Annotated in this window: 30 protein-coding genes; 17 read left to right on the top strand and 13 right to left on the bottom strand. The window is 75.1% G+C overall.

Features of this window, described 5'->3' with window-relative positions:
- Positions 1–10: 10 nt before the first annotated feature.
- Positions 11–244 carry a hypothetical protein gene (locus tag ABD994_RS18630; RefSeq protein ID WP_345418227.1) on the bottom strand — a complete coding sequence of 78 codons (234 nt, stop codon included), beginning with the start codon at positions 242–244 and terminating at the stop codon, positions 11–13.
- Between the two features lie 330 nt (positions 245–574).
- Here ABD994_RS18630 and ABD994_RS18625 point away from each other — a divergent pair, with 330 nt between their 5' ends.
- From ABD994_RS18625 to ABD994_RS18605, 5 genes are all read left to right on the top strand, one after another.
- Positions 575–1,603 carry a 3-oxoacyl-ACP synthase III gene (locus tag ABD994_RS18625; RefSeq protein ID WP_345418224.1) on the top strand — a complete coding sequence of 343 codons (1,029 nt, stop codon included), beginning with the start codon at positions 575–577 and terminating at the stop codon, positions 1,601–1,603.
- Entirely contained in the window at positions 1,600–2,496 is an 897-nt protein-coding gene (locus ABD994_RS18620) for an alpha/beta fold hydrolase (protein ID WP_345418221.1), read from the top strand. The genes ABD994_RS18625 and ABD994_RS18620 overlap by 4 nt, the downstream gene beginning before the upstream one ends.
- Entirely contained in the window at positions 2,493–4,133 is a 1,641-nt protein-coding gene (locus ABD994_RS18615) for a fatty acid CoA ligase family protein (RefSeq protein ID WP_345418218.1), read from the top strand. The genes ABD994_RS18620 and ABD994_RS18615 overlap by 4 nt, the downstream gene beginning before the upstream one ends.
- Positions 4,130–5,125 carry an NAD-dependent epimerase/dehydratase family protein gene (locus tag ABD994_RS18610; protein WP_345418215.1) on the top strand — a complete coding sequence of 332 codons (996 nt, stop codon included), beginning with the start codon at positions 4,130–4,132 and terminating at the stop codon, positions 5,123–5,125. Before ABD994_RS18615 ends, ABD994_RS18610 begins: the two co-directional genes overlap by 4 nt.
- A 127-nt stretch (positions 5,126–5,252) precedes the next feature.
- The gene (locus ABD994_RS18605; RefSeq protein WP_345418212.1) at positions 5,253–6,272 is read left to right on the top strand and encodes a DUF1206 domain-containing protein; all 1,020 of its coding nucleotides are present in this window, start codon (positions 5,253–5,255) and stop codon (positions 6,270–6,272) included.
- Here ABD994_RS18605 and ABD994_RS18600 read toward each other — a convergent pair.
- The 3 genes from ABD994_RS18600 to ABD994_RS18590 form a co-directional block, all read right to left on the bottom strand.
- Positions 6,269–6,442, bottom strand: a complete 174-nt coding sequence (locus ABD994_RS18600) for a hypothetical protein (RefSeq protein ID WP_345418209.1) — start codon at positions 6,440–6,442, stop codon at positions 6,269–6,271. The genes ABD994_RS18605 and ABD994_RS18600 overlap by 4 nt on opposite strands.
- Before the next feature lie 17 nt (positions 6,443–6,459).
- Entirely contained in the window at positions 6,460–6,999 is a 540-nt protein-coding gene (locus ABD994_RS18595; protein WP_345418206.1) for a DUF6790 family protein, read from the bottom strand.
- A gap of 420 nt (positions 7,000–7,419) precedes the next feature.
- Positions 7,420–7,950 carry a hypothetical protein gene (locus tag ABD994_RS18590; protein WP_345418204.1) on the bottom strand — a complete coding sequence of 177 codons (531 nt, stop codon included), beginning with the start codon at positions 7,948–7,950 and terminating at the stop codon, positions 7,420–7,422.
- Between the two features lie 195 nt (positions 7,951–8,145).
- On the opposite strand from ABD994_RS18590, the gene ABD994_RS18585 reads away from it, so the two are divergent.
- From ABD994_RS18585 to ABD994_RS18575, 3 genes are read left to right on the top strand one after another with little or no spacing between them, the layout of a single operon-like run.
- Entirely contained in the window at positions 8,146–8,361 is a 216-nt protein-coding gene (locus ABD994_RS18585) for a DUF7455 domain-containing protein (protein WP_345418201.1), read from the top strand.
- 23 nt (positions 8,362–8,384) lie between these two features.
- Positions 8,385–8,918: a glutathione peroxidase gene (locus tag ABD994_RS18580; protein WP_345418198.1), complete on the top strand. Its 534-nt coding sequence runs from the start codon at positions 8,385–8,387 to the stop codon at positions 8,916–8,918.
- A gap of 47 nt (positions 8,919–8,965) precedes the next feature.
- Complete coding sequence (locus tag ABD994_RS18575) at positions 8,966–9,382, top strand: SRPBCC family protein (RefSeq protein ID WP_345418195.1); 417 nt, start codon at positions 8,966–8,968, stop codon at positions 9,380–9,382.
- Between the two features lie 6 nt (positions 9,383–9,388).
- On the opposite strand, the gene ABD994_RS18570 is transcribed toward ABD994_RS18575, so the two are convergent.
- Both ABD994_RS18570 and ABD994_RS18565 read right to left on the bottom strand, forming a co-directional pair.
- Entirely contained in the window at positions 9,389–9,520 is a 132-nt protein-coding gene (locus tag ABD994_RS18570; RefSeq protein ID WP_345418299.1) for an SbtR family transcriptional regulator, read from the bottom strand.
- 47 nt (positions 9,521–9,567) lie between these two features.
- A complete protein-coding gene (locus ABD994_RS18565) occupies positions 9,568–10,152 on the bottom strand; it encodes a TetR/AcrR family transcriptional regulator (RefSeq protein WP_345418192.1) in 585 nt (194 codons plus the stop codon).
- 109 nt (positions 10,153–10,261) lie between these two features.
- Between ABD994_RS18565 and ABD994_RS18560 the strand changes: the two genes are divergently transcribed.
- The gene (locus ABD994_RS18560; protein ID WP_345418189.1) at positions 10,262–10,816 is read left to right on the top strand and encodes a hypothetical protein; all 555 of its coding nucleotides are present in this window, start codon (positions 10,262–10,264) and stop codon (positions 10,814–10,816) included.
- Between the two features lies 1 nt (position 10,817).
- Here ABD994_RS18560 and ABD994_RS18555 read toward each other — a convergent pair whose 3' ends face one another.
- The 5 genes from ABD994_RS18555 to ABD994_RS18535 all read right to left on the bottom strand — a co-directional run bounded on the left by ABD994_RS18555 (position 10,818) and on the right by ABD994_RS18535 (position 14,201).
- A complete protein-coding gene (locus ABD994_RS18555; RefSeq protein ID WP_345418297.1) occupies positions 10,818–11,996 on the bottom strand; it encodes an RNA polymerase sigma factor in 1,179 nt (392 codons plus the stop codon).
- Between the two features lie 9 nt (positions 11,997–12,005).
- On the bottom strand, positions 12,006–12,353 hold the full coding sequence (locus ABD994_RS18550) for a YciI family protein (RefSeq protein WP_345418186.1): 348 nt from the start codon (positions 12,351–12,353) through the stop codon (positions 12,006–12,008).
- A 114-nt stretch (positions 12,354–12,467) separates the two neighbouring features.
- Entirely contained in the window at positions 12,468–12,782 is a 315-nt protein-coding gene (locus ABD994_RS18545) for a hypothetical protein (RefSeq protein WP_345418184.1), read from the bottom strand.
- 49 nt (positions 12,783–12,831) lie between these two features.
- Positions 12,832–13,242: an NUDIX domain-containing protein gene (locus ABD994_RS18540; RefSeq protein ID WP_345418295.1), complete on the bottom strand. Its 411-nt coding sequence runs from the start codon at positions 13,240–13,242 to the stop codon at positions 12,832–12,834.
- Between the two features lie 17 nt (positions 13,243–13,259).
- Positions 13,260–14,201 carry an NADP-dependent oxidoreductase gene (locus tag ABD994_RS18535; protein WP_345418181.1) on the bottom strand — a complete coding sequence of 314 codons (942 nt, stop codon included), beginning with the start codon at positions 14,199–14,201 and terminating at the stop codon, positions 13,260–13,262.
- Positions 14,202–14,297: 96 nt separating this feature from the next.
- On the opposite strand from ABD994_RS18535, the gene ABD994_RS18530 reads away from it, so the two are divergent.
- The 7 genes from ABD994_RS18530 to ABD994_RS18500 all read left to right on the top strand — a co-directional run bounded on the left by ABD994_RS18530 (position 14,298) and on the right by ABD994_RS18500 (position 20,981).
- Positions 14,298–14,792, top strand: coding sequence for a MarR family winged helix-turn-helix transcriptional regulator (locus tag ABD994_RS18530; protein ID WP_345418178.1), 495 nt, complete (start codon positions 14,298–14,300; stop codon positions 14,790–14,792).
- A 104-nt stretch (positions 14,793–14,896) separates the two neighbouring features.
- A complete protein-coding gene (gene glnT / locus ABD994_RS18525; RefSeq protein WP_345418175.1) occupies positions 14,897–16,252 on the top strand; it encodes a type III glutamate--ammonia ligase in 1,356 nt (451 codons plus the stop codon).
- 24 nt (positions 16,253–16,276) lie between these two features.
- Positions 16,277–17,146 (top strand): class II glutamine amidotransferase domain-containing protein, encoded by an 870-nt coding sequence (locus tag ABD994_RS18520; protein ID WP_345418170.1) that lies wholly within the window; start codon positions 16,277–16,279, stop codon positions 17,144–17,146.
- Positions 17,134–17,811: a glutamate synthase gene (locus tag ABD994_RS18515; RefSeq protein WP_345418167.1), complete on the top strand. Its 678-nt coding sequence runs from the start codon at positions 17,134–17,136 to the stop codon at positions 17,809–17,811. Before ABD994_RS18520 ends, ABD994_RS18515 begins: the two co-directional genes overlap by 13 nt.
- Complete coding sequence (locus ABD994_RS18510) at positions 17,811–19,151, top strand: FMN-binding glutamate synthase family protein (RefSeq protein WP_345418164.1); 1,341 nt, start codon at positions 17,811–17,813, stop codon at positions 19,149–19,151. Before ABD994_RS18515 ends, ABD994_RS18510 begins: the two co-directional genes overlap by 1 nt.
- The gene (locus ABD994_RS18505) at positions 19,144–20,322 is read left to right on the top strand and encodes an NAD(P)/FAD-dependent oxidoreductase (protein WP_345418161.1); all 1,179 of its coding nucleotides are present in this window, start codon (positions 19,144–19,146) and stop codon (positions 20,320–20,322) included. The genes ABD994_RS18510 and ABD994_RS18505 overlap by 8 nt, the downstream gene beginning before the upstream one ends.
- A complete protein-coding gene (locus ABD994_RS18500) occupies positions 20,319–20,981 on the top strand; it encodes a helix-turn-helix domain-containing protein (protein WP_345418158.1) in 663 nt (220 codons plus the stop codon). The genes ABD994_RS18505 and ABD994_RS18500 overlap by 4 nt, the downstream gene beginning before the upstream one ends.
- A 9-nt stretch (positions 20,982–20,990) precedes the next feature.
- Here ABD994_RS18500 and ABD994_RS18495 read toward each other — a convergent pair whose 3' ends face one another.
- Positions 20,991–22,274, bottom strand: a complete 1,284-nt coding sequence (locus ABD994_RS18495; RefSeq protein ID WP_345418155.1) for a hypothetical protein — start codon at positions 22,272–22,274, stop codon at positions 20,991–20,993.
- Positions 22,275–22,684: 410 nt separating this feature from the next.
- On the opposite strand from ABD994_RS18495, the gene ABD994_RS18490 reads away from it, so the two are divergent.
- Complete coding sequence (locus ABD994_RS18490; RefSeq protein WP_345418152.1) at positions 22,685–22,840, top strand: DUF6131 family protein; 156 nt, start codon at positions 22,685–22,687, stop codon at positions 22,838–22,840.
- A gap of 43 nt (positions 22,841–22,883) precedes the next feature.
- Here ABD994_RS18490 and ABD994_RS18485 read toward each other — a convergent pair whose 3' ends face one another.
- Entirely contained in the window at positions 22,884–23,627 is a 744-nt protein-coding gene (locus ABD994_RS18485; RefSeq protein WP_345418149.1) for an LLM class flavin-dependent oxidoreductase, read from the bottom strand.
- Between the last annotated feature and the right edge of the window lie 3 nt (positions 23,628–23,630).

Here is a 23,630-nt window from a genome sequence, read left to right as displayed (position 1 = left end):
GCTGGTTCAGTCAGCTTGCCGGGCGTCCCGGGGTGTCGCGGCGGACGAGGTAGAACGCCGACACGGTGGTGGCCGTCCCGCACACCGGGCAACGGCGGCGCTCGCGACGCCCGCGGTCGATGAGCTCCCCGGGCGGGAAGCGCCGGACGCGGCCGCGGCAGGGCGTGCCGGGACAGATCAGCTCCTGGTGCCACACCAGGTGCTCGCCCGTCGGCGCCCAGGCGGTGACGTCGTCGTCCTCCATGACCCCCCAGTGTCGGCACCGATCCGCGCGCACCGGCAACCGTCGGGGGAACTAGTTCCCGGATCGGTCGGTCGCGACCGATCGGACCGCCCGGCGATTGTCGGATGGATCGCAGATCGTCCCCGTCGGTAACGACGGGGAACGGCGTACTTTCGTCGATCACCGATTCCCGGGGCACGGTGCGTGCGAATGCTGATCATCGCCTGCGCCGTTCGGTCGCATTCGGACAGCGTGTTCGCGTTACCCCTGTTCCTAGAACCCACGGTAACGCAGGAGGGCCGCTCGAGCGGCTCCCTGCACCCGCCCCGAGGACCACGCACGCTCGATCCCATGAGGGCAGCGCGACGGTACGACGACGTGGTGATCACGGGGCTGGCGCACGTCGACGCGCCGCACGTGGTGACCTCCGGGGAGCTCGAGGAGCAGCTCGGGGCCATGTTCGCCCGGCTGCGGATCGCTCCCGGGCTGCTCGAGCGGCTCTCCGGCATCCGCGAGCGACGGGTGTGGAACGCGGGCACGATGCCCAGCGAGGTCGCCGCCGAGGCCGGGGAGGCGGCACTGGAGCGCAGCGGCGTCCCGCGCTCGGAGATCGGCGCGCTGATCAACACCTCGGTGAGCCGGGACCACCTCGAACCGTCGACGGCGAGCATCGTCCACGGCCGGATGGGTCTGCCCCCCGAGGCGGTGAACTTCGACGTCGGGAACGCGTGCCTCGGATTCCTCGACGGCATGAACGCCGTGTCGGCGATGATCTCCCACGGCGAGATCGACCACGGCCTCGTCGTCGCCGGCGAGACGAGCCGCGCGGCCACCGAGGGCACGGTCGCCCGGCTGGCCTCGGACGCGGCGACCCGGCAGATGTTCCACGAGCAGTTCGCCACGCTGACCGTCGGCTCCGGCGCGGTCGCCATGGTCCTGTCGCGCGCCGACGGGCCGGGCGGGCACCGCTACCTCGGCGGGCTCGGCCGCGCGAGCACGGTCGGCAACGCCGGGCTGTGCGTCGGGCAGGGCGACGAGATGCGCACCGACAGCAAGGGCCTGCTGATGGCCGGCATGGAGCTGGCCGGGCGGGTGTGGAAGGAGGCCGTCGCGGCCTTCGACTGGGACCCGACCTCCTTCGACGCCTACTGCCTGCACCAGGTCAGCAAGGTCCACACCCAGGCTGTCGCCGACCAGTTCGGGCTCGACCGCGACCGGTTCCCCTCGCTCTACCCGCACTTCGGCAACATCGGCCCGGCCGGGGTCCCGACGGTGCTGAGCAAGGCCGTCGAGGACGGCACGGTCACCGAGGGCTCCTCGGTGATGCTCATGGGCGTGGGCAGCGGCATCAACGCCGCCGCCGCGGAGGTGCGCTGGTGAGCACCGCGACGGCGCTCGAGGGCTACCCCTTCGCCCCGCACGCGCTCGACGTCGGCGGGCACCGCATGTCCTACGTCGACGAGGGCGAGCGCGACGCCCCGCCGGTCCTGCTCGTCCACGGCAACCCGACCTGGTCGTTCTACTACCGCAGCCTGCTGCAGGCCCTCCCCCTGCGCGGGCGGCGCGTGATCGCCCCCGACCACATCGGCATGGGCCTGTCGGACAAGCCGGCGGAGGACACCTACCCGCACACCCTGGCGCGGCGGGTGGCCGACCTGACCGCGTTCGTCGACGCGCTGGACCTGCGCGAGCCGGTGTCGCTCGTCGTCCACGACTGGGGCGGGCCGATCGGCCTCGCCTGGGCCGCGGACCACCTCGACCGGGTGCGCGACGTCGTCGTCATGAACACCGGCGCGTTTCCGCTGCCGCCCGACCACGGCCTGCCGTGGATGCTGCGCGCGGCGCGGCTGCCCGTGGTCGGGGATGTGCTCGTGCGGCGTCTCGGGGCGTTCTCGCTCGGGGCGCTGGTGCTGGGCACCGGACGGGCGTGGCTGCCGGCCGAGGCACGCCGCGGCCTGCTCGCGCCCTACGACCGCCCCGAGCACCGCGTGGCGGTCAACGCCTTCGTCCAGGACATCCCGCTCGGGCCCGGCGACCCCGCCCACCCGGTGCTCGCGCGCCTGGCCGAGCGTCTGCCCGCGCTCGACGCGCTACCGGTCCAGGTGCACTGGGGCATGAAGGACCCGGTGTTCGACGCTGACATCCTCGCCCACGTCGAGCACCACCTCCCCCACGCCGAGGTGCACCGCTACCCGCACGCCGGCCACTACGTCCTGGAGGACGCGACGCCGGCCATCGTCGACCGGGTCGGCACGTTCCTGGACCGCCGGTGACGGCCCGCACGGCGCCTCCGACCGCCCTCGACGGGTGGCTCGCCGAGCACGCGCGGGCGCGGCCCGACGCCCCGGCGCTCGTGCTGCCCACCGCGGGCCGGTCGTGGCTCGAGCCGCTGCTCGCCGACCGGGCCACCCACGAGGTCACCTTCGGCACCCTCGAGCGGCGGGTCAACGACGTGGCGGCCGGGCTGCGCAGTGCGGGCGTCGGCCCCGGCACCCGCGTCGCCCTGCTGGTCCCGCCGTCCGACGACTTCTTCGTCGTCGCCTACGCGCTGGTGCGGGTCCGGGCCGTGCCCGTCGTCGTCGACCCCGGCATCGGCCTGCGCCGCGTGGGGCGCTGCCTCGAGCAGGCCGCCCCCGAGGTCTTCGTCGGCACCGCGCAGGCGCACCTGGCCCGGCGGGCGCTGGGCTGGTGCCCTGGCGCGCGCCTGGCGGTCGGGATCGGTCCGGTGCCCGGCACGACATCGCTGCGCCGCGTCGAGCGCGCGGGCCGGCGGTACGGTCCGGCGGACCCCGTCGAGCGGCCCGCCGGCTGCCCCGCCGCGATCGTCTTCACCAGCGGCAGCACGGGCCCGCCCAAGGGCGTCGAGCACGACGACGAGGGGCTGCTCGCGCAGGCCGCGCTCGTCCGCGACCTCTACGGGCTGGTGCCCGGGGACGTCAGCCTGGCCACGTTCCCGCCGTTCGCGCTGTTCGGCCCCGCGCTCGGCATGACCACCGTCGTGCCCCGGATGGACCCGACCCGGCCGGCGCGCGTCGTGCCCGCCCGGCTGGTGCGGGCCGCGCGCCGCACGCGGGCGACGGTCATGTTCGGCTCGCCCGCGGTGCTCGACCGCCTCGGGCGCGGCGCGCCGCGGGGCACGATCCTTCCCGACCTGCGCCGGGTGATCTCCGCCGGCGCACCGGTCCCCCGCGACGTCCAGCGCCGGGTGCTCGCCCTGCTGGGGGCCGGGGCCCAGGTGCACACCCCCTACGGCGCGACCGAGGCCCTGCCGGTCACCACGATCGGCAGCGACGAGCTGCTCGCGCTGCCCGACGACGGCATCTGCGTCGGGCGCCCCGTGCCCGGGGTCGACGTGACGCTGGTCCGGGTGGTCGACGGGCCGATCGGCGCGCTGACCCCGGAGCTCGACGTCCCGGACGGGGAGGTCGGCGAGGTGGTGGTCCGCGGCCCGGTGGTCAGCCCGCGCTACGCCGACCGCCCCGACGCCACCGCGGCCGCGACGGTCGACTGGGACGGCGTCCCCGCGCACCGCATGGGCGACCTCGCCGCGGTCGACGCCGACGGGCGGCTGTGGTTCGCCGGGCGCGTCGCGCACGTCGTCGCCACCGAGGACGGGCCGCTCTACAGCGTGCCGTGCGAGGAGGTCGTCAACCGGCACCCGGCGGTCCGGCGCAGCGCGCTGGTCGGGGTCGGGCGCGAGCCGGTGATCGTGGTCGAGCTCGCCGACCGCACCCGGCTCACCGACGACCTGCGCGCGGAGCTCGTCGAGCACGCCGCCACCGACGCCCGGACGCGCACGATCACCACCGTGCTCGCGCACCCGCGCCTGCCGGTCGACCCGCGGCACAACTCGAAGATCGACCGCGAGGCGCTGGGCCGGTGGGCGGCGACGCAGGGAGCCGTGCGGTGAAGGCGCTGGTCACCGGCGGCGGCGGGTTCCTCGGCGGTGCCGTCGTCGACGCCCTGCTCGCCCGCGGCGACGAGGTCACCAGCCTCGCCCGCGGCGACTACCCCGCCCTCGCGGCGAAGGGCGTGCGGGCGCTGCGCGGGGACCTCGCGGACCCGGACGCGGCGACCGCGGCGGTCACGGGCCAGGACGTCGTCGTGCACGTGGCGGCGAAGGCCGGGCTGTGGGGCAGCGACGCGGAGTTCCACCACAGCAACGTCACCGGCACCCGCACGCTGCTCGCGGCCTGCCGCGAGGCCGGCGTGGGGCGGTTCGTGTTCACCAGCACGCCGAGCGTGGTGCACCGCGGCGGCGACATCGCCGGCGGCGACGAGTCCCTGCCCTACGCCGAGCACCACGACTCCGCCTACCCGCGCACGAAGGCCGAGGCCGAGCGCCTGGTGCTGGCCGCGGACGGGCCGGATCTCGCGACCACCGCGCTGCGGCCCCACCTCGTCTGGGGACCGGGCGACACCCAGCTCGTCCCCCGCATCCTCGCCCGGGCCCGGGCGGGCACGCTGCGCCTCGTCGGCGACGGGTCCGCGGTGATCGACACGACGTACGTCGACGACGCCGCGGCCGCCCACCTCGACGCCGTCGACCGCCTCGCCCCCGGCGCGGCGTGCGCCGGGCGGCCGTACTTCGTGACCTCCGGCGACCCGCGGCCGGTGCGGGAGCTGATCAACGGCATCCTCGCCGCCGGCGGCCTCGGCCCCGTCGACGCGACCGTGCCGCGTCCCGTGGCCGTGGCCGCGGGCGCCGCGGTCGAGGCGACCTGGCGGGTGCTGGGCCGCGTCGTCGACCTGGGCGAGCCGCCGATGACGCGCTTCCTCGCCCGGCAGCTGGCGACGACGCACTGTTTCGACATCTCCGCGGCCCGCCGCGACCTCGGTTACCGGCCGCGGGTCGACCTCGACGAGGGCTTCGCCCGCCTCGCCCTCGCCCTCGCGGGCTGAGCGCGATCTTCAGCAACGGCTCAGCCCGGTCGCACGGCCGGACTCGGCCCCGCGTGCGACGCTGCTCGCGGCGACCGCGAGGGCGCCGCCGGCCCGACCGGCCCGCCGTGCCCACGCCCGGAGTGTCATGCCCGAGCCCACGCTGCCCCGCCCACGCCTGCCGCGCCGGCGCGTGGTGACGCGGCTCCCGGCGGCCCCCGCCGCCCCGGCACGCCCTGTGACGCCGACGCCGGTCCCGGAGCCGGTGACCAGCCCGCCGGCGGCGGCCGAGCCCGCCCCGGCGACCGCGCCGGTCGCCCGCCGGCTCTGGGCCTGGGCGACCCGCCGCGGCGGCGGCGCCGGCGCCCTCGGCGTCGAGGTCCTCGGCCGCGCCGGGCTCGTCGCCTACGGGGTGCTGCACCTGCTCCTCGCCGGTCTGGCCGCGCGGCTGCTGTGGGGCGCCCGCGGGGTGCGGGCCGACCAGGACGCGGCGATCGCGGTGGTGGCGGGGATCGGACCGGCGGGGGCGGCCCTGCTCGGGGTGGCCGTCGTCTGCCTCGTCGCCTTCGCCGTCTGGCAGATCCGCGCCGCCTGCTGGGGCTTCCGCTGGACGGGCGGGGGCGAGCGGTTCCGCAAGCGGGTCGGCGCGGCCGCCAAGGCCATCGCGATGCTCTCGGTCGCCACCCTGGCGTTCCCGCCCGCCGTCGGCCCCCTGCGGACGCCGCCGCCGGGACCGCCGCCGGCCCCGCCGCAGAACGGCACCCGGACCCTCGTCACGACGATGCTCGGGCTCCCGGAGGGCCGTCTGCTCGTCGCCGCCGTCTCGCTGGTCGCCCTCGTGATGGCCGCCGCCATGGTCTACACGGGCGTGCGGGCCACCTTCCTCGGCGACCTGCACCACGGGCACCTCACCCCCGCCTGGCGGCGCGTCGCGGTCGCGTGCGGCAGCTACGGCAACCTCGCCCGGGCCGTCCTCGTCGGCGCCGTCGGGCTGTTCTTCGGCGCGGCCGCGGTCACCGACGACGCCCGCCGGTCCGGCGGCCTGACCCAGGCCCTGCGGCTGATCGACCACGGCCCGGTCGGGGTCGTCGGGATCGTGCTCATCGCCGGCGGCACGGCCGCGTACGGCGTCTACTGCTTCATCGACGCCTACGCGCGGCGCGCCTAGTCCTCGGCCGGCTCGGACGGCTCGTCGGGAGCGGGCCGCCGCGCCGGGCGGACGCGCACCACGCCGCTCTCGAGGTCGAGCCCGACGAGACGGGCGCGCTCGCCGCTGTCGTCGGACTCCTCGACGCCCTCGAGCTTCGGGGAACGGAAGATGCCGCCGAACGCCGTCACGGGATCGAGGGTAGCCCTCACGAGGCGACGTAGAGCGCGATCACCCCGAGCGGGGCGAGGACGTCGAACCAGAAGATGAAGCCGGTGTTGCCCGGCGAGACGTTGTGCTCGCGCACCATCGCGCGCACGTGCCCGACCGCCGCCCCGAGGTAGAAGATCGAGAAGGCGATGACGACGGCGAGCGCGAAGTCGCCGTCGAACGCCGGCGACAGCACGCCGAGCACCCCGAGGGCCAGGCCCGTCAGGCCGACCTCCCACTGGAACGGGCTCCCGCGCGGCCAGCCGATGGAGTCCGCGATCGGGTCGGGCATGACGAGGTGGCCGGAGCCGATGATCAGCGCGTTGACCCCGACCACCCACACGAGCGCGTTGGTCAGCGACGCGGCGACCAGCCCGTCGGTGCCCCGCTGCGCGATCTGGACGATCTCGGCGACCACGAAGCCGATCAGGCCGACGTAGGTCGTCAGGCTCAGCAGGCGCAGGACCAGGGTCGGCGGTCCGGACGAGCGGTCGGTCGTCGCCGCCGGTCCCCGCGCGTCGCTGGTGGACTCGGCCATGGGGGAACGATAGGGACGGCCGGGGTCGGCCGTCACCACTCGTCCCGACGATCCCGCGGATCTCCGCGGACCCCGTGCGGCCGGACGCCGGCCCCGCGCCGCACCGGGCGGATCGGGGCCGGCGTCCGGCGACCCGCGGCCCTGGGCGACCCAGCGTGCAGGACACCGTCCGAGCGGGTCTCGGCGCCACGCACCGCCCACCGGCGCGTGCACGCAGACCCACGGCGTCGACCTCGCGCGGTCGTGGGCTCCGCGTGGGGCGCCCCGGCCCCGGGCCGGTCCACCGCGAGGGGGGACGGCGTTTCTCCTCCACGCCGACCGTGGCCCCGCGGTGCACCCAGCGACGACGGTGGGGCGGCGGGCCGGTCCGGGGCAGGACCGAAGGTCCCGATCCGTGGGCCGCCGGTCCCGCGGCCGAGGTCACCCCCGCCGCATCGCCGCCAGCTCCCGCCCGAGACGGCGCGGCAGACGCGCGCCGACCTCGCCGCCGAGCTCGCCCGGCCGCGGGAGCGTCTCGAGGAACCCCGTCGCGATCACGGCGCGCGTCGTCCCGTCGCCGTCGCGGAACGCCTCGGCCAGCCCGACGGCGACCCGGTCCGCGACGGCGCGCGAGCCCGTCACCGGGCCCGTCACGGCGGCGACGTACCAGCGGGCGAGGTCGGCCAGCAGCACCGTGGGCAGCAGCTCGCCGAACCGCTCGGCGTGCTCGCGCGCCAGCGCGGCGGTCGGCGCGCCGGCGTCGACGAGGACGCGGGACAGGACCTCGGCGGTCCCCTCGTACCCCTCGCGGCCGGGGCGGTCGAGGGCGTCGAGGAGCGCCTCGAGCTCGAGGCGGGCGATGCGGCGGTCCTCCGGCGTGGCGTCCGGGGAGGTGTGGAGCCGCGAGCGCAGGGCCCGCACGTGGTCGTCGATCTTCGGTCGCGGCGTGTGCCGGCGTGCGCGCAGCCGCATCACCCCGATCCCCCTCCCGCCGTCGTCGTGCCCAGGACGATGCCGTGGGTCGGGGCGCGGGCGCATCCGACTTCTGCTCGCCCTGCGCGAACAGGGGGGCCGGCCCCTCCCACCCCGGGGGCCGACACCCTGCCCGCCGGTGGCGGCGTGGCCCACGCTCGACCCCTCACCGACACCCGAGACGAGGCGAGCACCATGACCAGCCCGATCACCGCTCCGCTCACCACCCCGCAGCGCTGCGACCGCTGCGTGGCCCGTGCCGCGTTCGTCGCCCACGTCCCGGGCGGCGGCGAGCTCCTGTTCTGCGGCCACCACCACCGCCGGCACCGGGAGGGCCTCCTCGCGAGCGGCGCGCTCGTCTGGCCCCTGCCGGTGGACGTGGCGGTCGACACCCGCGACGACGCCGCATGATCCGCGGGGCGTAGAACGAGGGCATGACCACCGTCCACGACTTCACCGTCCCGGACGCCGCGGGCACCGCGACGCCGCTCTGGCAGTACGCCGGGCGGGTGCTGCTCATCGTGAACGTGGCGAGCAGGTGCGGGCTCACGCCGCAGTACGAGGGCCTCGAGGCCCTGCACCGCCGGTTCCACGAGCGGGGCCTGACGGTGCTCGGCTTCCCCAGCAACCAGTTCATGGAGCAGGAGCCGGGTACGGACGCGGAGATCCAGGAGTTCTGCCGCACCACCTACGACGTCACGTTCCCGGTCCTCGCGAAGGTCGACGTCAACGGGCCGGAGGCCACGCCGCTGTTCGGGTTCCTGCGCGCCGAGGCACCGGGTGACTTCGGCCCGGCCTACGGCGGGTTCTACGACGCGATCTCCCGGTTGCGGCCCGACGCGGCGGCGGACGAGGTCGCGTGGAACTTCACGAAGTTCCTCGTCGACCGCGAGGGGCGCGTCGTGCGGCGGTACGAACCGCCGGTGCCGCCCGAGGACATCGCCCCCGACGTCGAAGCGCTGCTCTAGCGACCGGTCGGGCGGTTGAGCGCCGGGCGAGCGGCCAACCCCGTGCCATGGCCGATTTCACGGGCACCACCACCGTCGACGCCGCCGACGACGTCCTGTTCGCCTTCCTCTCCGACGTGCACAACCTCCCGACGTACTTCGCGCGCATGACCTCGGCCGAGCCCGGCGAGGGCAACGAGGTCCGCACCACCGCCGCGCTGCCCGACGGCTCGCAGGTGGAGGGCCGGGCGTGGTTCGAGGTCACCGACGACAGCCGCCACCTCGCCTGGGGCTCGGAGGGCGAGAACGGCTACCACGGGTACCTCGACGTCCGGGCGGTCGGCGACGACCGCAGCGAGGTCGAGGTCCACATCCACACCGAGCGCGTCACCGAGGACACCGACGGCAGCATCCAGGGCGGCATCGACGAGACGCTCGCGTCGATCAAGCAGCTCGTCGAGCGGGCGGGCGCCCTCGACGCCTGAGCGCGGTCACGCCCGGAGGCCCTCCACCACCAGGTCGAGCAGCCGCTCGGCCTGGTGGGCCCCCTCGGCCCCCGCCGGGACGCGCCACACCGCGCCCATGAGCAGCAGGACGTCGTCCGGGTCGAGGCCGGCGCGGATGCTGCCGTCGGCCTCGCACCCGCCTGGGGTCGGTGCGGGCCCCCGAATCAGTGCAGCATCGTCAGGAGGCCCTCGAGCCCCCGGCGGAAGGCCTCGCCCACCTCGCCGGCCCCGTCGAGGTCGGCGCCGGTCATGGCGCCATCGCGCATCATCGCGAGGTGCCGCGCCGCGTCCTCGGGACGGCCCCGCCGCGGAGAGCCGCCGAACACCTCGGCGAACAGTTCGGTCAGCGTGGCCACGTACCAGGCCCGGTGGTCGAGGACGAGCCGGCGCACGGGATCGGCGGGATCGGGGTACTCGGCGGCCGCCTTGAGGAACGCGCAGCCGCGGAAGGCGGGGTCGGCCAGGTCGTCGGTGACGACGGCGCCGACGGCGCGCAGCGCGTCGGCCGGGGACGGCGCGCCCTCGACGGCGGCCGCCACGGCGGCGCGGGTGTGCTCGTCGACGCCGCGCAGGTACGCGAGGACGAGGTCCTCCTTCGACGGGAAGTGCCGGTAGAACGTCGCCCGCGTCGACGGCGTCTCGGCGAGGATGCGCTCGACCCCGACCGCCCTGATCCCCTCGCGGTAGAACAGACCGCCGGCCGTCGCCAGCAGCCGCTCCCGGGCCCCGGACCGCGTCGCCGTCGTCACGTGTCCACGCTAGCAGAAAGAACGATCGGTCTTGCTCGAACACCGGCGTCCGAGGCAACCTGCGGAGCGACAAGAGAGAACGGTCTTTCTGTTACCGAGGGGCACCCCGATGACCACCGCCACCCGACCCGCCGCCACCCCCGACGGCGGCCCCGCTGCCCCGGCGCTGCGCCGGCTCCACCTCGCCCGGGCCTCGTTCGCCGTCGCCTGGGCGGTCGCGCTCGCCCTGACCGCGTCGCCCCTGGGCGCCGTGGCCGCGGTCCTGCTCGTGCTCTACCCCCTGGTCGACGTCGGGGCCGCGGTCGTCGACGCCCGGGCCTCGGCGGCGCGCCGGTCGGCGCTGTGGGTGGACGTCGTGGTCGGGCTGGCCGCCGCGGGCGGGCTCGCCGTCGCGGTGACGTCGGGCGTCCCCGCGGTGCTGCGGGTCTGGGGCGCCTGGGCGGTCCTGGCGGGTCTGGTCCAGCTCGTGGTCGCGCTGCGGCGGCGCGGGCTCGGCGGCCGCGGCGCCATGATCGCCAGCGGTGCGCTCTCCGCCGTCGCCGGGACCGCGTTCGTCCTGCAGGCCGCGGGTGACCGCCCGACCGTCCTCGGGCTCGCCGGCTACGCCGCGCTGGGCGGGGTGTTCTTCGGGGTCTCCGCCCTGCGCCTGCGGGCGGCCCGCTGACTCACCCGAGGCGCTCGCGGCGGCCCGCGAGGAAGGCGCGCTCGGTGTCGTTGCCGGCCAGGGCGATCGCCTCGTCGTAGGCCGCACGGGCCTCCTCGACCCGTCCCGCCCGGGCGAGCAGGTCGGCCCGGGTGGCCGGCAGCAGGTGGTAGCCCGGGATGTCGAGGTCCTCGATCGCCGCGAGCGCGGTCTCCGGCCCCTGCACCTCGGCGACGGCGACGGCACGGTTGAGCGCGACGATGGGCGTCGGGGTGAGTGTCAGGAGCTGGTCGTAGAGGGCCAGGACCTGGTGCCAGTCGGTGGCCGCGCCGTCGGTGTGCACGGCGTTGATCGCGGCCTGGATCTGGTACGGCCCGGGGCGGCCGCGCCGCAGGCAGCGCCGCACGATCGCGTGGCCCTCGGCGATGAGCTCCCGGTCCCACAGGTCGCGGTCCTGGTCGGCGAGGGTCACCAGCTCGCCGTCCGCCCCGACCCGGGCGCCGCGGCGGGCCTCGACGAGCAGCATCAGCGCGAGCAGGCCGAGCACCTCGGGCTCGTCGGGCATGAGCTCGGCGAGCGAACGGGCCAGGCGCACCGCCTCGGCCGACAGGTCGGTGCGCAGCAGCGTGCCCGCGGTCGCCGTGTAGCCCTCGTTGAACACCAGGTACAGCACGGTGAGCACCGGCGGCAGCCGGTCGGGCAGCTCCGAGGCGTCGGGCACCCGGTACGGGATGCCGGCGTCGCGGATCTTCTTCTTGGCCCGCACGATGCGCTGCGAGATCGTCGCCTCGGGCACGACGTAGGCCCGGGCGATCTCGGGGACCTCCAGCCCGCCGAGCACGCGCAGGGTCAGCGCGGTCTGCGCCTGGGGGGAGAGCGCGGGGTGGCAGCAGGTGAAGACCATCCGCAGCTGGTCGTCGCGCACCGGGCCCACCTCCTCGTCGTCGCGTCGGTGCAGCAGCAGCGCCTCGGCGTGCCGGGCCTCGCGGGTCGACTCGCGGCGCAGGCGGTCGATCGCCCGGCGGCGGGCCGTGGTGACGATCCAGGCCCCGGGGTTGTCCGGCGGGGTGTCCCACTTCTCCATCGCGACCGCGAACGCGTCCTGGACGGCCTCCTCGGCGAGCCCGATGTCGCCGAGGAGGCGGGTCAGGGTCGCGACGCAGCGGCCGTACTCGGCGCGGTGGACGTCGGCGAGGTCCATGGCCACCGGTCAGGCGATGCCCTCGAAGGGACGGACCTCGATCGGCACCCGGCAGGCCTCGGCCAGCCTCTCCGACCAGGCCAGGGCGGCGTCGAGGTCGTCGACCTCGATAACGTAGAACCCGCCGAGCTGCTCCTTGGTCTCCGCGAACGGGCCGTCGGTCATCTCGGTGCGGCCGTGCTCGACGCGGACGACCGTGGCGCTGTCGGAGGGTTGCAGGCCGCCGCCGAACACCCAGATCCCCGCCGCCTTCATCTGGTCGTTGACGGCGCCCACCCGCGCGAAGGAGGCCGCCATCTCCTCGTCGGAGTAGGGCAGGTCGTTCTCGTCGATGCGGACACCCAGCAGGTAGTGCACGGCACGTCTCCTTCGGTGCGGGGCGCGGCCCGGTGCCGCCCCCTCACCCTGGCGACGATCGGGATCGACGCGGATTCGACATGCCGCCGGAGAAATCTTGGGCGGGAAGCGGGATCACGCCACCGCCCGCCGCCGGCGGCCGTAGGCACCGGCGTGGGCGGAGATGTCGACCAGCACCGCCAGCACCAGCCACAGCCAGTCGAGGCCGACGACGCCGCCGGGGGCGACCAGCACGTAGACCAGCGTCGTCCACGGCAGGAACAGGAAACCGAGGATCGGCAGCACGATCCCGCCGCCGAAGGCGACGGCCCACTGCAGGGGGGCCAGGAGCCACCAGACGACGATGAGGGCGCGCGGTCCGAGGACCAGCAGGAGGATGAGCAGGCACACACGACCGTCGTAGCCGCCGGGCACCCGGCGCGTCCCCACCCGCGGGGGATGAACCCCGCCCGTCAGGTGCGCCGCCGGCGGCGAGCGCTCAGGCGCGGTCCAGGACCGGCAGCACCTGCCGGCGGAAGAAGCGCCCGTCGGCGGGGTGGGTGAGCATCCCCGCGACCGCGTCCCGCTCGACCCACCGGGCCTCGGGGTTGGCCGGGTCGTGGGGACGCAGCACGGCCTCGGGTCCCCGGAAGAGGAACAGCGTGATCGTCTTGCGCTCCGGGAGCCCGCCGCGGACGGCCCACCGGGTGATCGAGCCGAGCTCGCGCACCAGCTCGAGGTCGGCGAGCCCGCACTCCTCGTGGATCTCGCGGCGGGCCGCGTCGAGCACGTCCTCGCCGTCCTCGAGGTGGCCCTTGGGCAGTGACCACGTGCCGCCCCGTTGACGGACGACCACGACACGTCCGTGCGGATCGACCACCACACCGCCCGCCGCCCGGCTCCGGAACACGGCGACAGTCTGCCCGCTCACGCCTCCGGGACGACGACGACCTTCCCGCGCAGCGTGCCCGCCGTCGCCTCCGCGTGCACGGTCGCCAGCTCGGACAGCGGCACCCGGCGCGTGACGTCGATGCGCAGCTCCCCCGCGTCGACCAGCGCCACCAGCCGCGCGAGCTGCTCGGCGTCGCTGCGCACGAACACGTCGACCGCCCGCACCCCGCGGGCCTCGTCGGCGGGCGCGGGCGTCGCGGGCACCGTGTTGACCACGACGCCGCCGTCGCGCACGAGACCCACCAGCGCCGCCAGCCGCTCCGGGGTGATCGAGGCGAGGTTGAGCAGCACGTCGACGGGCTCGCCCACCGCCGTCAGCACGTCGGCGCTCGTGTGGTCGACGACCTCGTCCGCACCCAGGGCCCGCAGGTGCTCGGTGCTGCGCGGGCTGCCGGTGGCGACGACGTACGCGCCGGCGTGCTTCGCGAGCTGCACGGCGTAGCCCCCGACGCCGCCGCTCGCGCCGTTGACCAGCATGCGCTGCCCGGTGGTGAGCTTCGCGTCGTCGACGAGCGCCTGCCAGGCGGTGAGCCCGATCATCGGCATGGCCGCGGCGTCGGGCAGCGCGACGGTCCGCGGCGCGGCGACCAGGACCTCCGCCGGCGCGACGACGTACTCGGCCGACGCCCCGTCGGCCACCATCGGCAGGAAGCCGACGACCTCGTCGCCGACCGCAAGCCCGTCCACCCCGTCGCCCAGCGCGTCCACGGTGCCGGCCACGTCGATGCCCGGGACGTGCGGCAGCGTCACCGGGAAGGGCCCCTGGAGCCAGCCGCCGCGGATGCCGTCGTCGACCAGGTTGAACGACGTCCCGGCGACGCGGACCCGCACCTGCCCCGCCCCGGGGACGGGCGTCTCGACGTCCTCGTAGCGCAGGACGTCGGGGGCGCCGTACTCGTGGAACCGCACTGCCTTCATAGGGAGCCTCACTCGGGTCGTCCTATGCTTCGAACTCGAAGCAGCTGCGACCGACGCTAGACCCGCTTCGAATTCGAAGCAAGGAGGAGCGACCCGGTGTCCGACCCGCCACACGCCGTCGACCCCGTGCAGCTCGGGGCGTACTTCGCGCTGATCGAGGTGTCGGACCTGCTGCGCCACGCCATCGAGCAGCAGCTGCACGACGACGGCGGCCTGACGTTCGTGCGGTTCCAGGTGCTGATGCGCCTGCAGCAGACCCCGACGGGGAGCCACCGGATGACCGACCTGGCCGACGCGATGGTGATCAGCCGCAGCGGCCTGACCTACCAGGTGGGCCTGCTCGAGAAGGCCGGGCTGGTCACGCGCGCCCCCACCCCCGACGACGACCGGGGCGTCACGGTGACGATCACCGACGCCGGGCGCACCCTCGTCGCGCGGGTCCTGCCCGGCCACGAGGAGGTCGTGAGCCGGATGCTGTTCGACCCGCTCCCCCAGGACGACGCGCGCACGCTCGCGCGGCTGCTCACGCCCGTGCGCGACCACATGCGGACGGCCCCGCCGCGCTCGGCCGGGCCCCGGCGGCGCCGGTAGCGCCGGCAGGCGCAACACGACCGTCACGCGCCGGTGGTCTCATGGCGGTTCCGCATCTCCCCCGGGGAGATTAGGTTTCACCGTACGACCCGAAGGGACCCGTGATGACGACCGATGCCTCTCCCGCGACGCGGTCCGCGTCCGGCCTGCCCCTCGTCGAGCCCTCGCTGGCCGAGATGGCCCGCGCCGACGGCGTCCGCTTCCTGCTCGCGATGTTCGTCGACCTCACCGGCAAGCCGTGCGCGAAGCTCGTGCCGGTCGAGTCCGCCGACGAGCTGCAGGCCGAGGGCGTCGGCTTCGCCGGGTACGCGGTCGGCGCGATCGGCCAGCAGCCCTCCGACCCGGACCTGGTCGTGCTGCCCGACCTCGCCAGCTACACCCCGCTGCCGTGGGTGCGCGAGGGTCTCGCGCTGGTGCACTGCGACCCGCACGTCGAGGGCGTGCCGTGGCACTTCGCGCCGCGGGTGATCCTCAAGGCGGTGCTCGCCCGGGCGGCCGCCCAGCAGGTCGAGCTGTTCGCCGGCGCGGAGATCGAGTACTTCCTGGTCCGCCGCGGCGAGGACGGCACCCTGGCGCCCGCGGACACCCAGGACACCGAGGCGCGCCCCTGCTACGACGCCCGCGGGCTGACCCGCATGTACGACCACCTCACCGGCATCTCCACCGCGATGAACGCGCTGGGCTGGGGCAACTACGCCAACGACCACGAGGACGCCAACGGGCAGTTCGAGCAGAACTTCGCCTACGCCGACGCCCTGACCACGGCCGACCGCGTCATCACCGCCCGCTACCTGATCTCCGTGCTCGCCGAGCAGCGCGACATGACCGCCACGTTCATGCCCAAGCCGTTCTCCGACCGCACGGGCTCGGGCATGCACCTGCACCTGTCCCTCTGGCGCGGCGGCGACCCCCGCTTCCCCGACGACGCCGACCCGCGCGGCTTCGGGCTCTCGGACCTCGCCTACCGCTTCCTCGGCGGCATCCTCGACCACGCGTCGGGCCTGCAGGCCGTGCTCGCCCCGACCGTGAACTCCTACAAGCGCACCGGCGCGACCAGCACGCGCTCCGGCGCGACGTGGTCGCCGCGGCGCCCGACCTACGGCGGCAACGACCGCACCCACTTCGTGCGCATCCCCGACGGGCAGCGCATCGAGCTGCGGGGCGGTGACGGCGCGACGAACCCCTACCTGGCGCTCGCCGTGGCCCTCGCCGCCGGCCTCGACGGCGTCGCCCGCGAGGTCGACCCGGGCGCGCCCGGCGCCGCCGACCGGGCCGAGCTGCCCCCGACGCTGCTGCACGCCGTCGAGGCGCTCCGCGCCGACGCGGTCGTCACCGGCGCCCTCGACGCCGCGGGCCCCGGCGTCGCGGAGTACTTCGCCGGGGTGAAGCGCGAGGAGTTCCTCGACTGGCACGGCACCGTCGGCTCCTGGGAGCACGACCGCTACCTCACCGCGTTCTGAGCACGACCGAGAGAGGGACTCCAGATGTGCGGGATCGTCGGACTACACCTGCGTGACCCCGAGCTGTACCCGCGGCTCGGGACGCTGCTGGAGTCGATGCTGTGCGGGGTCGTCGAGCGCGGCCCCGACTCCGCCGGGGTCGCCGTCTACGGCGACACCCGCCGCGTGCCGGCGGGGCACGCGGCGGTGTCGGTGCTCCTGCCACCCGACGCGGACACGAGCGTGCTGGACGCGCTCGTCACCCGGGCCGGGGACACCACCGTCGTCGCCGCACCCGTCGCCCCCGAGGATCTGGTGGCGCGGGTGACCGCCGCCTTCCCCTCGGCGGTCGTCGTGGGCGCCGGCCGCGAGCTCACCGTCTACAAGGGCACCGGCCACCCGCGCGACCTGGCCGCCACCTACGACCTGGCGGGCGCGTCGGGCTGGCAGGGCCTCGCGCACACCCGGATGGCGACCGAGTCCGCGGTGGTCCCCGAGGGCTGCCACCCGTTCTCGGTCGGGCCGGACCAGTGCCTGGTGCACAACGGCTCGTTCTCCAACCACGCCTCGATCCGCCGGGACCTCGCGCGCGAGGGGGTGCGGTTCGACTCGGACAACGACTCCGAGGTCGGCGCCCGCTACGTCGCCTCCCGGCTGGCGCAGGGCGAGGACCTCGAGAAGGCGCTGCTGGGCCTGCGCGAGACCTTCGACGGCTTCTACACCCTGCTCGTCACCAGCGCGGACGGCTTCGCCGTGGTGCGCGACCCGATCGCGTGCAAGCCCGCGGTGATCGCCGAGACCGAGGCCTGGGTCGCCATGGCCTCGGAGTTCCGCGCCCTGGCGCCGCTGCCGAGCATCGACTCCGCCCGCCTCTACGAGCCCGAGCCCGGGAGGGTCTACGCATGGAGACGATGACCGTCGATCTCGCGACGAGCACCGTCCGCGAGCTCAACGCCGAGCTGCACGACCCGTCGGCGAAGGTCTACGAGGTCCTCGAGCCGGGCGGCGCGCACGCCGTCGCCGCCGGCGTGGACACCGGGATCACCGTGGACGTGCGTGGGCACGTCGGCTACTACGCGGCCGGGATGAACGACGGCGGCGTCGTGACCATCCACGGCAACGCGGGCACCGGCGTCGCCGAGAACATGATGTCCGGAACGGTGCGGGTCACCGGGGACGCCTCGCAGTCGGCCGGGGCCACCGCGCACGGCGGGCTCCTGGTGATCGGTGGCAGTGCCTCGATGCGCTGCGGCATCTCGATGAAGGGCGTCGACATCGTCGTCGGCGGCTCGGTCGGTCCGATGAGCGCGTTCATGGCCCAGGCCGGCCGGATGGTGGTCTGCGGCGACGCGGGCGACGGCCTCGGCGACTCGATCTACGAGGCGCGGCTCTACGTGCGCGGCACCGTGGCGGGGCTGGGCGCGGACTGCGTCGAGAAGGAGATGCGCGAGGAGCACCGTGCCGAGCTGGCCGAGCTCCTCGCCGCGGCGGGACTGGAGCACGACGTCGCGGAGTTCCGCCGCTACGGCTCGGCCCGGCTGCTCTACCACTTCCACTCCGAGCACGCGGGGAGCTATTGATGCGGGAATCGGCCACCTTCGACCGGTCGGTCATCGCCGACATCCAGCAGGCGGCCCGGACCGGCGTCTACGACATCCGCGGCTGGGGCGCCAAGCGCGCCGTGCCGCACTTCGACGACCTGCTCTTCCTCGGGGCGTCGATGTCGCGGTACCCGCTCGAGGGCTACCGCGAGCGCTGCGACACCGACGTCGTGCTGGGCGACCGGCACGCCCGGTACCCCCTGCACCTGGAGACGCCGGTGACCATCGCCGGCATGAGCTTCGGCGCGCTCTCGGGCCAGGCCAAGGAGGCCCTGGGGCGCGGCGCGAGCGAGGTCGGGACGTCGACCACCACCGGCGACGGCGGCATGACCCCCGAGGAGCGGGGCCAGTCGAAGCACCTCGTCTACCAGTACCTGCCCAGCCGCTACGGCATGAACCCGACCGACCTGCGCAAGGCGGACGCCATCGAGGTGGTGCTGGGGCAGGGCGCCAAGCCCGGCGGCGGCGGGATGCTGCTCGGGCAGAAGATCTCCGACCGGGTGGCGGGCATGCGGACGCTGCCGGCCGGCATCGACCAGCGCAGCGCCTGCCGGCACCCCGACTGGACCGGCCCCGACGACCTCGCCATCAAGATCCTCGAGCTGCGTGAGGTCACCGACTGGGAGAAGCCGGTCTACGTCAAGGTCGGCGCCACCCGCACGTACTACGACGTCAAGCTCGCCGTGGCCGCGGGCGCCGACGTCGTGGTGGTCGACGGGATGCAGGGCGGCACGGCGGCGACGCAGGAGGTGTTCATCGAGCACGTCGGCATCCCGACCCTGGCCGCCATCCCCCAGGCGACGCGGGCGCTGCAGGAGCTCGGCCTGCACCGCCACGGCGTGCAGCTGATCGTCTCGGGCGGCATCCGCACCGGCGCCGACGTCGCCAAGGCGATGGCCCTGGGCGCCGACGCCGTCGCGATCGGCACCGCGGCGCTCATCGCCCTGGGCGACAACGCCCCCGAACACGCCGCGGAGTACGAGGCGCTCGGGTCGGCCGCCGGGTTCTACGACGACTTCCAGGACGGCCGCGACCCCGCCGGGATCACCACACAGGACCCGGAGCTGGCGGCGCGCCTCGACCCGGTGCTGGGGGGCAGGCGGCTGGCGAACTACCTGCGGGTGCTGACCATGGAGGCGCAGACGATCGCGCGGGCCTGCGGCAAGTCGCACCTGCGCCACCTCGAGCCCGAGGACCTCGTGGCGCTCACCGTCGAGGCCGCCGCGATGGCGCGGGTGCCGCTGGCCGGGACCGAGTGGATCCCGGGGGACACGGAGCGGAGCGGAGCTGGACCGTGGACGGGGGTGCACGGTGCCTGAGGTCGTCGTCGTCGGTGGCGGGCTCGAGGGCTGCGCCGCCGCCTGGGCGCTGACGCAGCGCGGGGTCACCGACGTGGTGATCGTCGAGCGCGCCACGGTCGGCTCGGGGGGCACCGGCAAGTCGTCCGGCGTCGTGCGCTGCCACTACGGGGTGTCCTCGCTGGCCGCCATGGCCACCCGGGCCCTCGACGTGCTGGAGAACGCCGAGGACGTCCTCGGCGTGGACGTCGGCTTCCACCGGACCGGCTACGTCGTGGGCGTCGGCGAGCAGAACGTGGACGCCCTGCACGCCTCGATGGCCGACCAGCGCGCGGTCGGCGTGCGCACCGAGGACATCGACGTCTCCGAGGTGGCGAAGCTGTGGCCGGTCGCCGACCTCGAGCCGTTCGCCGCCTTCGCGTGGGAGGAGCGCGGCGGCTACGGCGACGCGTACCAGACGGCGCAGGCGTTCTCGGGCGCCGCGCGCCGCGCCGGGGCGACGCTGCGCCAGGGCACGACCGTCACGGAGATCCTCGCGGAGGCCGACCGGGTGCGCGGCGTCCGGCTCGCCGACGGCACGGAGATCGCCGCCGACCACGTCGTGCTCGCCGCCGGGCCGTGGTCGGTGCCGCTGCTCGCCGCGCACGGCATCGACCTGCCGATCACGGTGCACCGCGAGCAGATCGTGCTCGTCGACCCGGGGCAGGACCTCGGCGCGGTGCCCGTGTTCTCCGACCTGGTCTCGCTGCAGTACGTGCGGCCCGAGCCCGGCGGGGAGATCCTGTTCGGCAACTCCGACCTCTCGCGGCTGGAGCCCGCGGACCCCGACCGCTACTCGAACCGGGCGAGCGAGCACGCCGTCGACGTGGCGGTGGCGAAGGTCGGCGCGCGGTTCCCGGGCCTCGAGCACGCGGCGGTCGCCTCGACCTACGCCGGCTGCTACGACGTCACGCCCGACTTCAACCCGGCGATCTCGGCGACGCCGCTCCGGGGCCTGGTGGTGGCGGCGGGCTTCTCGGGGCACGGGTTCAAGATCTCGCCGTCGGTGGGGCGGCTGGTCGCCGACCTCGTGGTCGACGGCGAGAGCAGCGACCCGGACGTCCCCGCCTCGGACTTCCGGCTCTCCCGGTTCGCCGAGGGGGACCTGCTGACCAGCCCGCACCCCTACGTCGGCGCGGGACAGATGCGGTGACCGGGCCGGACATCCCCGACCACGGGCCGGCGACCCGCGAGGTCGACACTCGCGACATCGGGGCGGGGCGCACCCAGGAGGGCAAGCTCGAGCGCGCGATCGGCGCGCGCGTCCGCCGCCTCCGCCAGGAGTCGGGCGCGACGCTGGCGGAGATGGCGGTGCGGACCGGGATCTCCAAGCCGATGCTGTCGAAGATCGAGCACGCGCAGACGTCGTGCAGCCTCACCACGCTGGCCCGGCTGGCCGACGCGCTCGACGTCCCGGTGACGTCGTTCTTCCGCGGCGCCGACACCGAGCGCGAGGCGGTCTTCACCCCGGCCGGGGCCGGCCCGCGGATCGTCGCCCGCGGCACCCGGGTCGGGCACGACTACACGCTCCTGGGCTCCCTGCGCGGGCCGCACAAGCGCCAGGAGGCGCACCTCGTCACGCTCACCGAGCAGAGCGAGGAGTTCCCGCTGTTCCAGCACCCCGGCCACGAGCTGCTCTACATGCTCGAGGGCGAGATGGTGTACGCCCACGGCGAGTCGAGCTACACGATGCGCCCCGGCGACGCGCTCCAGCTCGACGGCGAGGGCCTGCACGGCCCGCAGGAGCTCGTGCGGCTCCCGATCCGCTTCCTCTCGGTCGTCGCGCACGGCGACGCCGGGAGCGACGCGTAGGCCCGCCCGTCACCGGGCCGGGATCGCGGGCACCGACGTGACCGGGCCGGGGGCGCGGGTCTCGGCGGTGGCCGGGCTGGTCGGCTGCGCCTGCGGCGTCGGGGACGACGACGGCGCGACGAGCTCGGGCAGCAGCGGCTGGCGCGGGGTGCCGCCCCCGCCGATGCTCGAGGGCCCGTTGTTGTCGACCACCTGCAGCGCCTGGCGCAGGCGCTGCACGTCGCGGCCCCAGGCGTTGGTGTTGTTGGCGTAGACCTCGAAGTCCTGGCCGTAGTCGGCGCGGAACTGGGTGCGCACGTTGCCCGCGGGGCCGTTCTCGGCGTTGAACGCGAACGACGGGCCGTAGGTGTCGTCGACGACGTAGGCGCCGTAGTTCTGCAACGTCCAGGCGATCTGGCGTCCCGGCTCGGTCGTCAGGCCGAGGGTGGTGATGTCCACCGACGGGGGGATCGCCAGCAGCGCGCCCATGCGCATCGCGGCGTTGGTGTTGTTGCCGACCGAGCCGTACCAGCCCACCGCGTACCCGTCGGCCTTCACCGCGGGCCACCGGAAGCACTGGCTCTGCGTGGCGCACGTCGCCAGCTCGGCGCGGGCGTAGAGGTTGATCTTCAGGGAGTGCCGCGGGCCGGTCTGGCCGGGCCGCAGCTCGCCGATGCGGATCGAGCCGCCGAGCCCGCTCATCCCCGACCCGCCGTGGGCGCCCTGGATGCCCGCCCCGTAGATGTCCTGGTCGGGGTAGCGGACGTAGCTGGTCGCCGGGCCACCCGCGGCGCAGCGGGCCAGCGGCTGGGTTGACACGATCGTCCGGCCGTCGGCGGACAGGAACGACGCGCTCTCGTTCTTGTTGTTGCTGGGCAGCACGTAGCCGGACGGGATCGGCACCGTGGCGAGCACCGTCCGCTGGGTCTTGCACCGGTCGCCGCCCCAGCCGCCCGAGCTCGCGAGGACCTGGGTCAGCGGGGCGGTCGGCGTGAGCACGATCGGCTCGTCGTCGATCTGGGGCACCCGCGAGGTCGTGTCGTTGCCCGGGATCGCGGGGAGGTTCGCGGGCACGAACTGGGCGCCGCTGCCGAGCGGCATGTTCCAGATGCTGGAGGAGGCGAAGGGCTGCTGCAGCGGGTCGCGTCCGCCCGGCGGCGTGGTGGGCGTGGTGGGCGGTGCGGTGGTGGTGGTCGTCGTGGTGGTCGTCGGGCGGGGCTTGGCGGGGTGGCCGGCCGCGCCGGGATCGGCACCGGCGCTCGGTGCCGACGTGATCGACACGATCGCCAGCGCGACCGTCGCGACGACCGACATCGCCGCCAGACAATGCGCCCGGTGACGGCGGGCAATGGTCGGTCTCCGGATCACGATGCTTTTCCTCCCGCGCGATCACGACGCCCCGGGACGCGCACCGGGCCATGACGTCTCTCACCATCGTGGCGGGTTTGGACGGCGTTACGGGTCCGACACGCGGAGGACCTGACCAGCATCGACGCACCTCAGGAGGGTCGCCTGCTCTTTCCTCCGCGCAAACGGCCGACGCACGCCGGCCATTCTTGTCTCGCGCGGAGACACATGTCGAGATCATTCCGACCGCGTCACGGACCGGCGTGTCGCGGCCGCACCGCGCACCCCGGTGAAATCGTTGAGCTGCACACCGACCCGGTACCGGAATCTCCGGAACGGGCCGGTGCCCCTCGCTCCCCCGACCATCGGAGAATCACGTGATCATTCTCGGGATCATCCTCATCGTCCTCGGCTACGTGGCCCCCGTGCCGGCGTTCGTCGCCACCATCGGCTGGATCCTCCTCGCCGTGGGCCTGATCCTCACCATCCTCGGCGCCGTCGGCCGGCCGGTGGGGCGCAAGACGTACTTCTGATCGGCCCGGGGGGGACGCGGCAGCGCGTCCCCCCGCACGCCGCTCACGACAGCAGTGCCCGGACGCTCTCGGGGTCCGGGCCGCCCGGGTCGATGACGACCACGGCCTCGTCGACGCCCGCCTCGGCGTAGCGGGTGAGCACCTCGCGGGTCGGTCCGAGGTCGTGACCCACCGGGATCGCGCACACGACCGCGCGGTGGCCGCCCGCAGCCCGGTAGCGGTCGTGCGCGGCGAGGATCTCCTCCGGCGTCCGCCGGTACCCGGAGGCGAGCCAGCCGTCGAACTCCCGCGCGGCCCGCTCCACGTTCGCGCCCCACGAGCCCAGCAGCAGCGGCGGGACGGCGAGACCGGTCACGTCCGCCAGGTCGGCGCGCTCGTCGCGGCCGTGGGTGACCAGGTCGCGCACCCGCACGACGTCGCGGCGGAAGGCGCGGAACCGCTCGGCGTGGTCGCGGTCGAACGTCGCGGAGTCGACGGCCGTGGAGCCGGGGCTCACGCCGAGGCTCAGGCGGTCGCCGCAGACCGCCACCAGCGACAGGACCCGGTGGGCGAGCTCGGCGGGATGGTGCAGCGGGACCTGCACGGTCGCCGTCCCGAGGGCCACGTCCTCGGTCACCGCCGCCGCCACCGCGAGCGTCACGAACGGGTCGGGCACGAGCGATCCGCGCCCCACGATCTCGGGGGTCCACAGGCTCGCGAAGCCGGCCCCGGCGAGGCGACGGGCCCACGCCGCGACCGGGTAGGGCGGCGCGGCCCCCAGGTGCACCAGCGTCGCCCCGAGCCGCACGGT

Origin of the sequence: Actinomycetospora chlora (genome assembly GCF_039542135.1) — a bacterium.
Taxonomy (GTDB): Bacteria; Actinomycetota; Actinomycetes; order Mycobacteriales; family Pseudonocardiaceae; genus Actinomycetospora; species Actinomycetospora chlora.
This window is presented reverse-complemented; position numbering and strand designations above follow the sequence as displayed.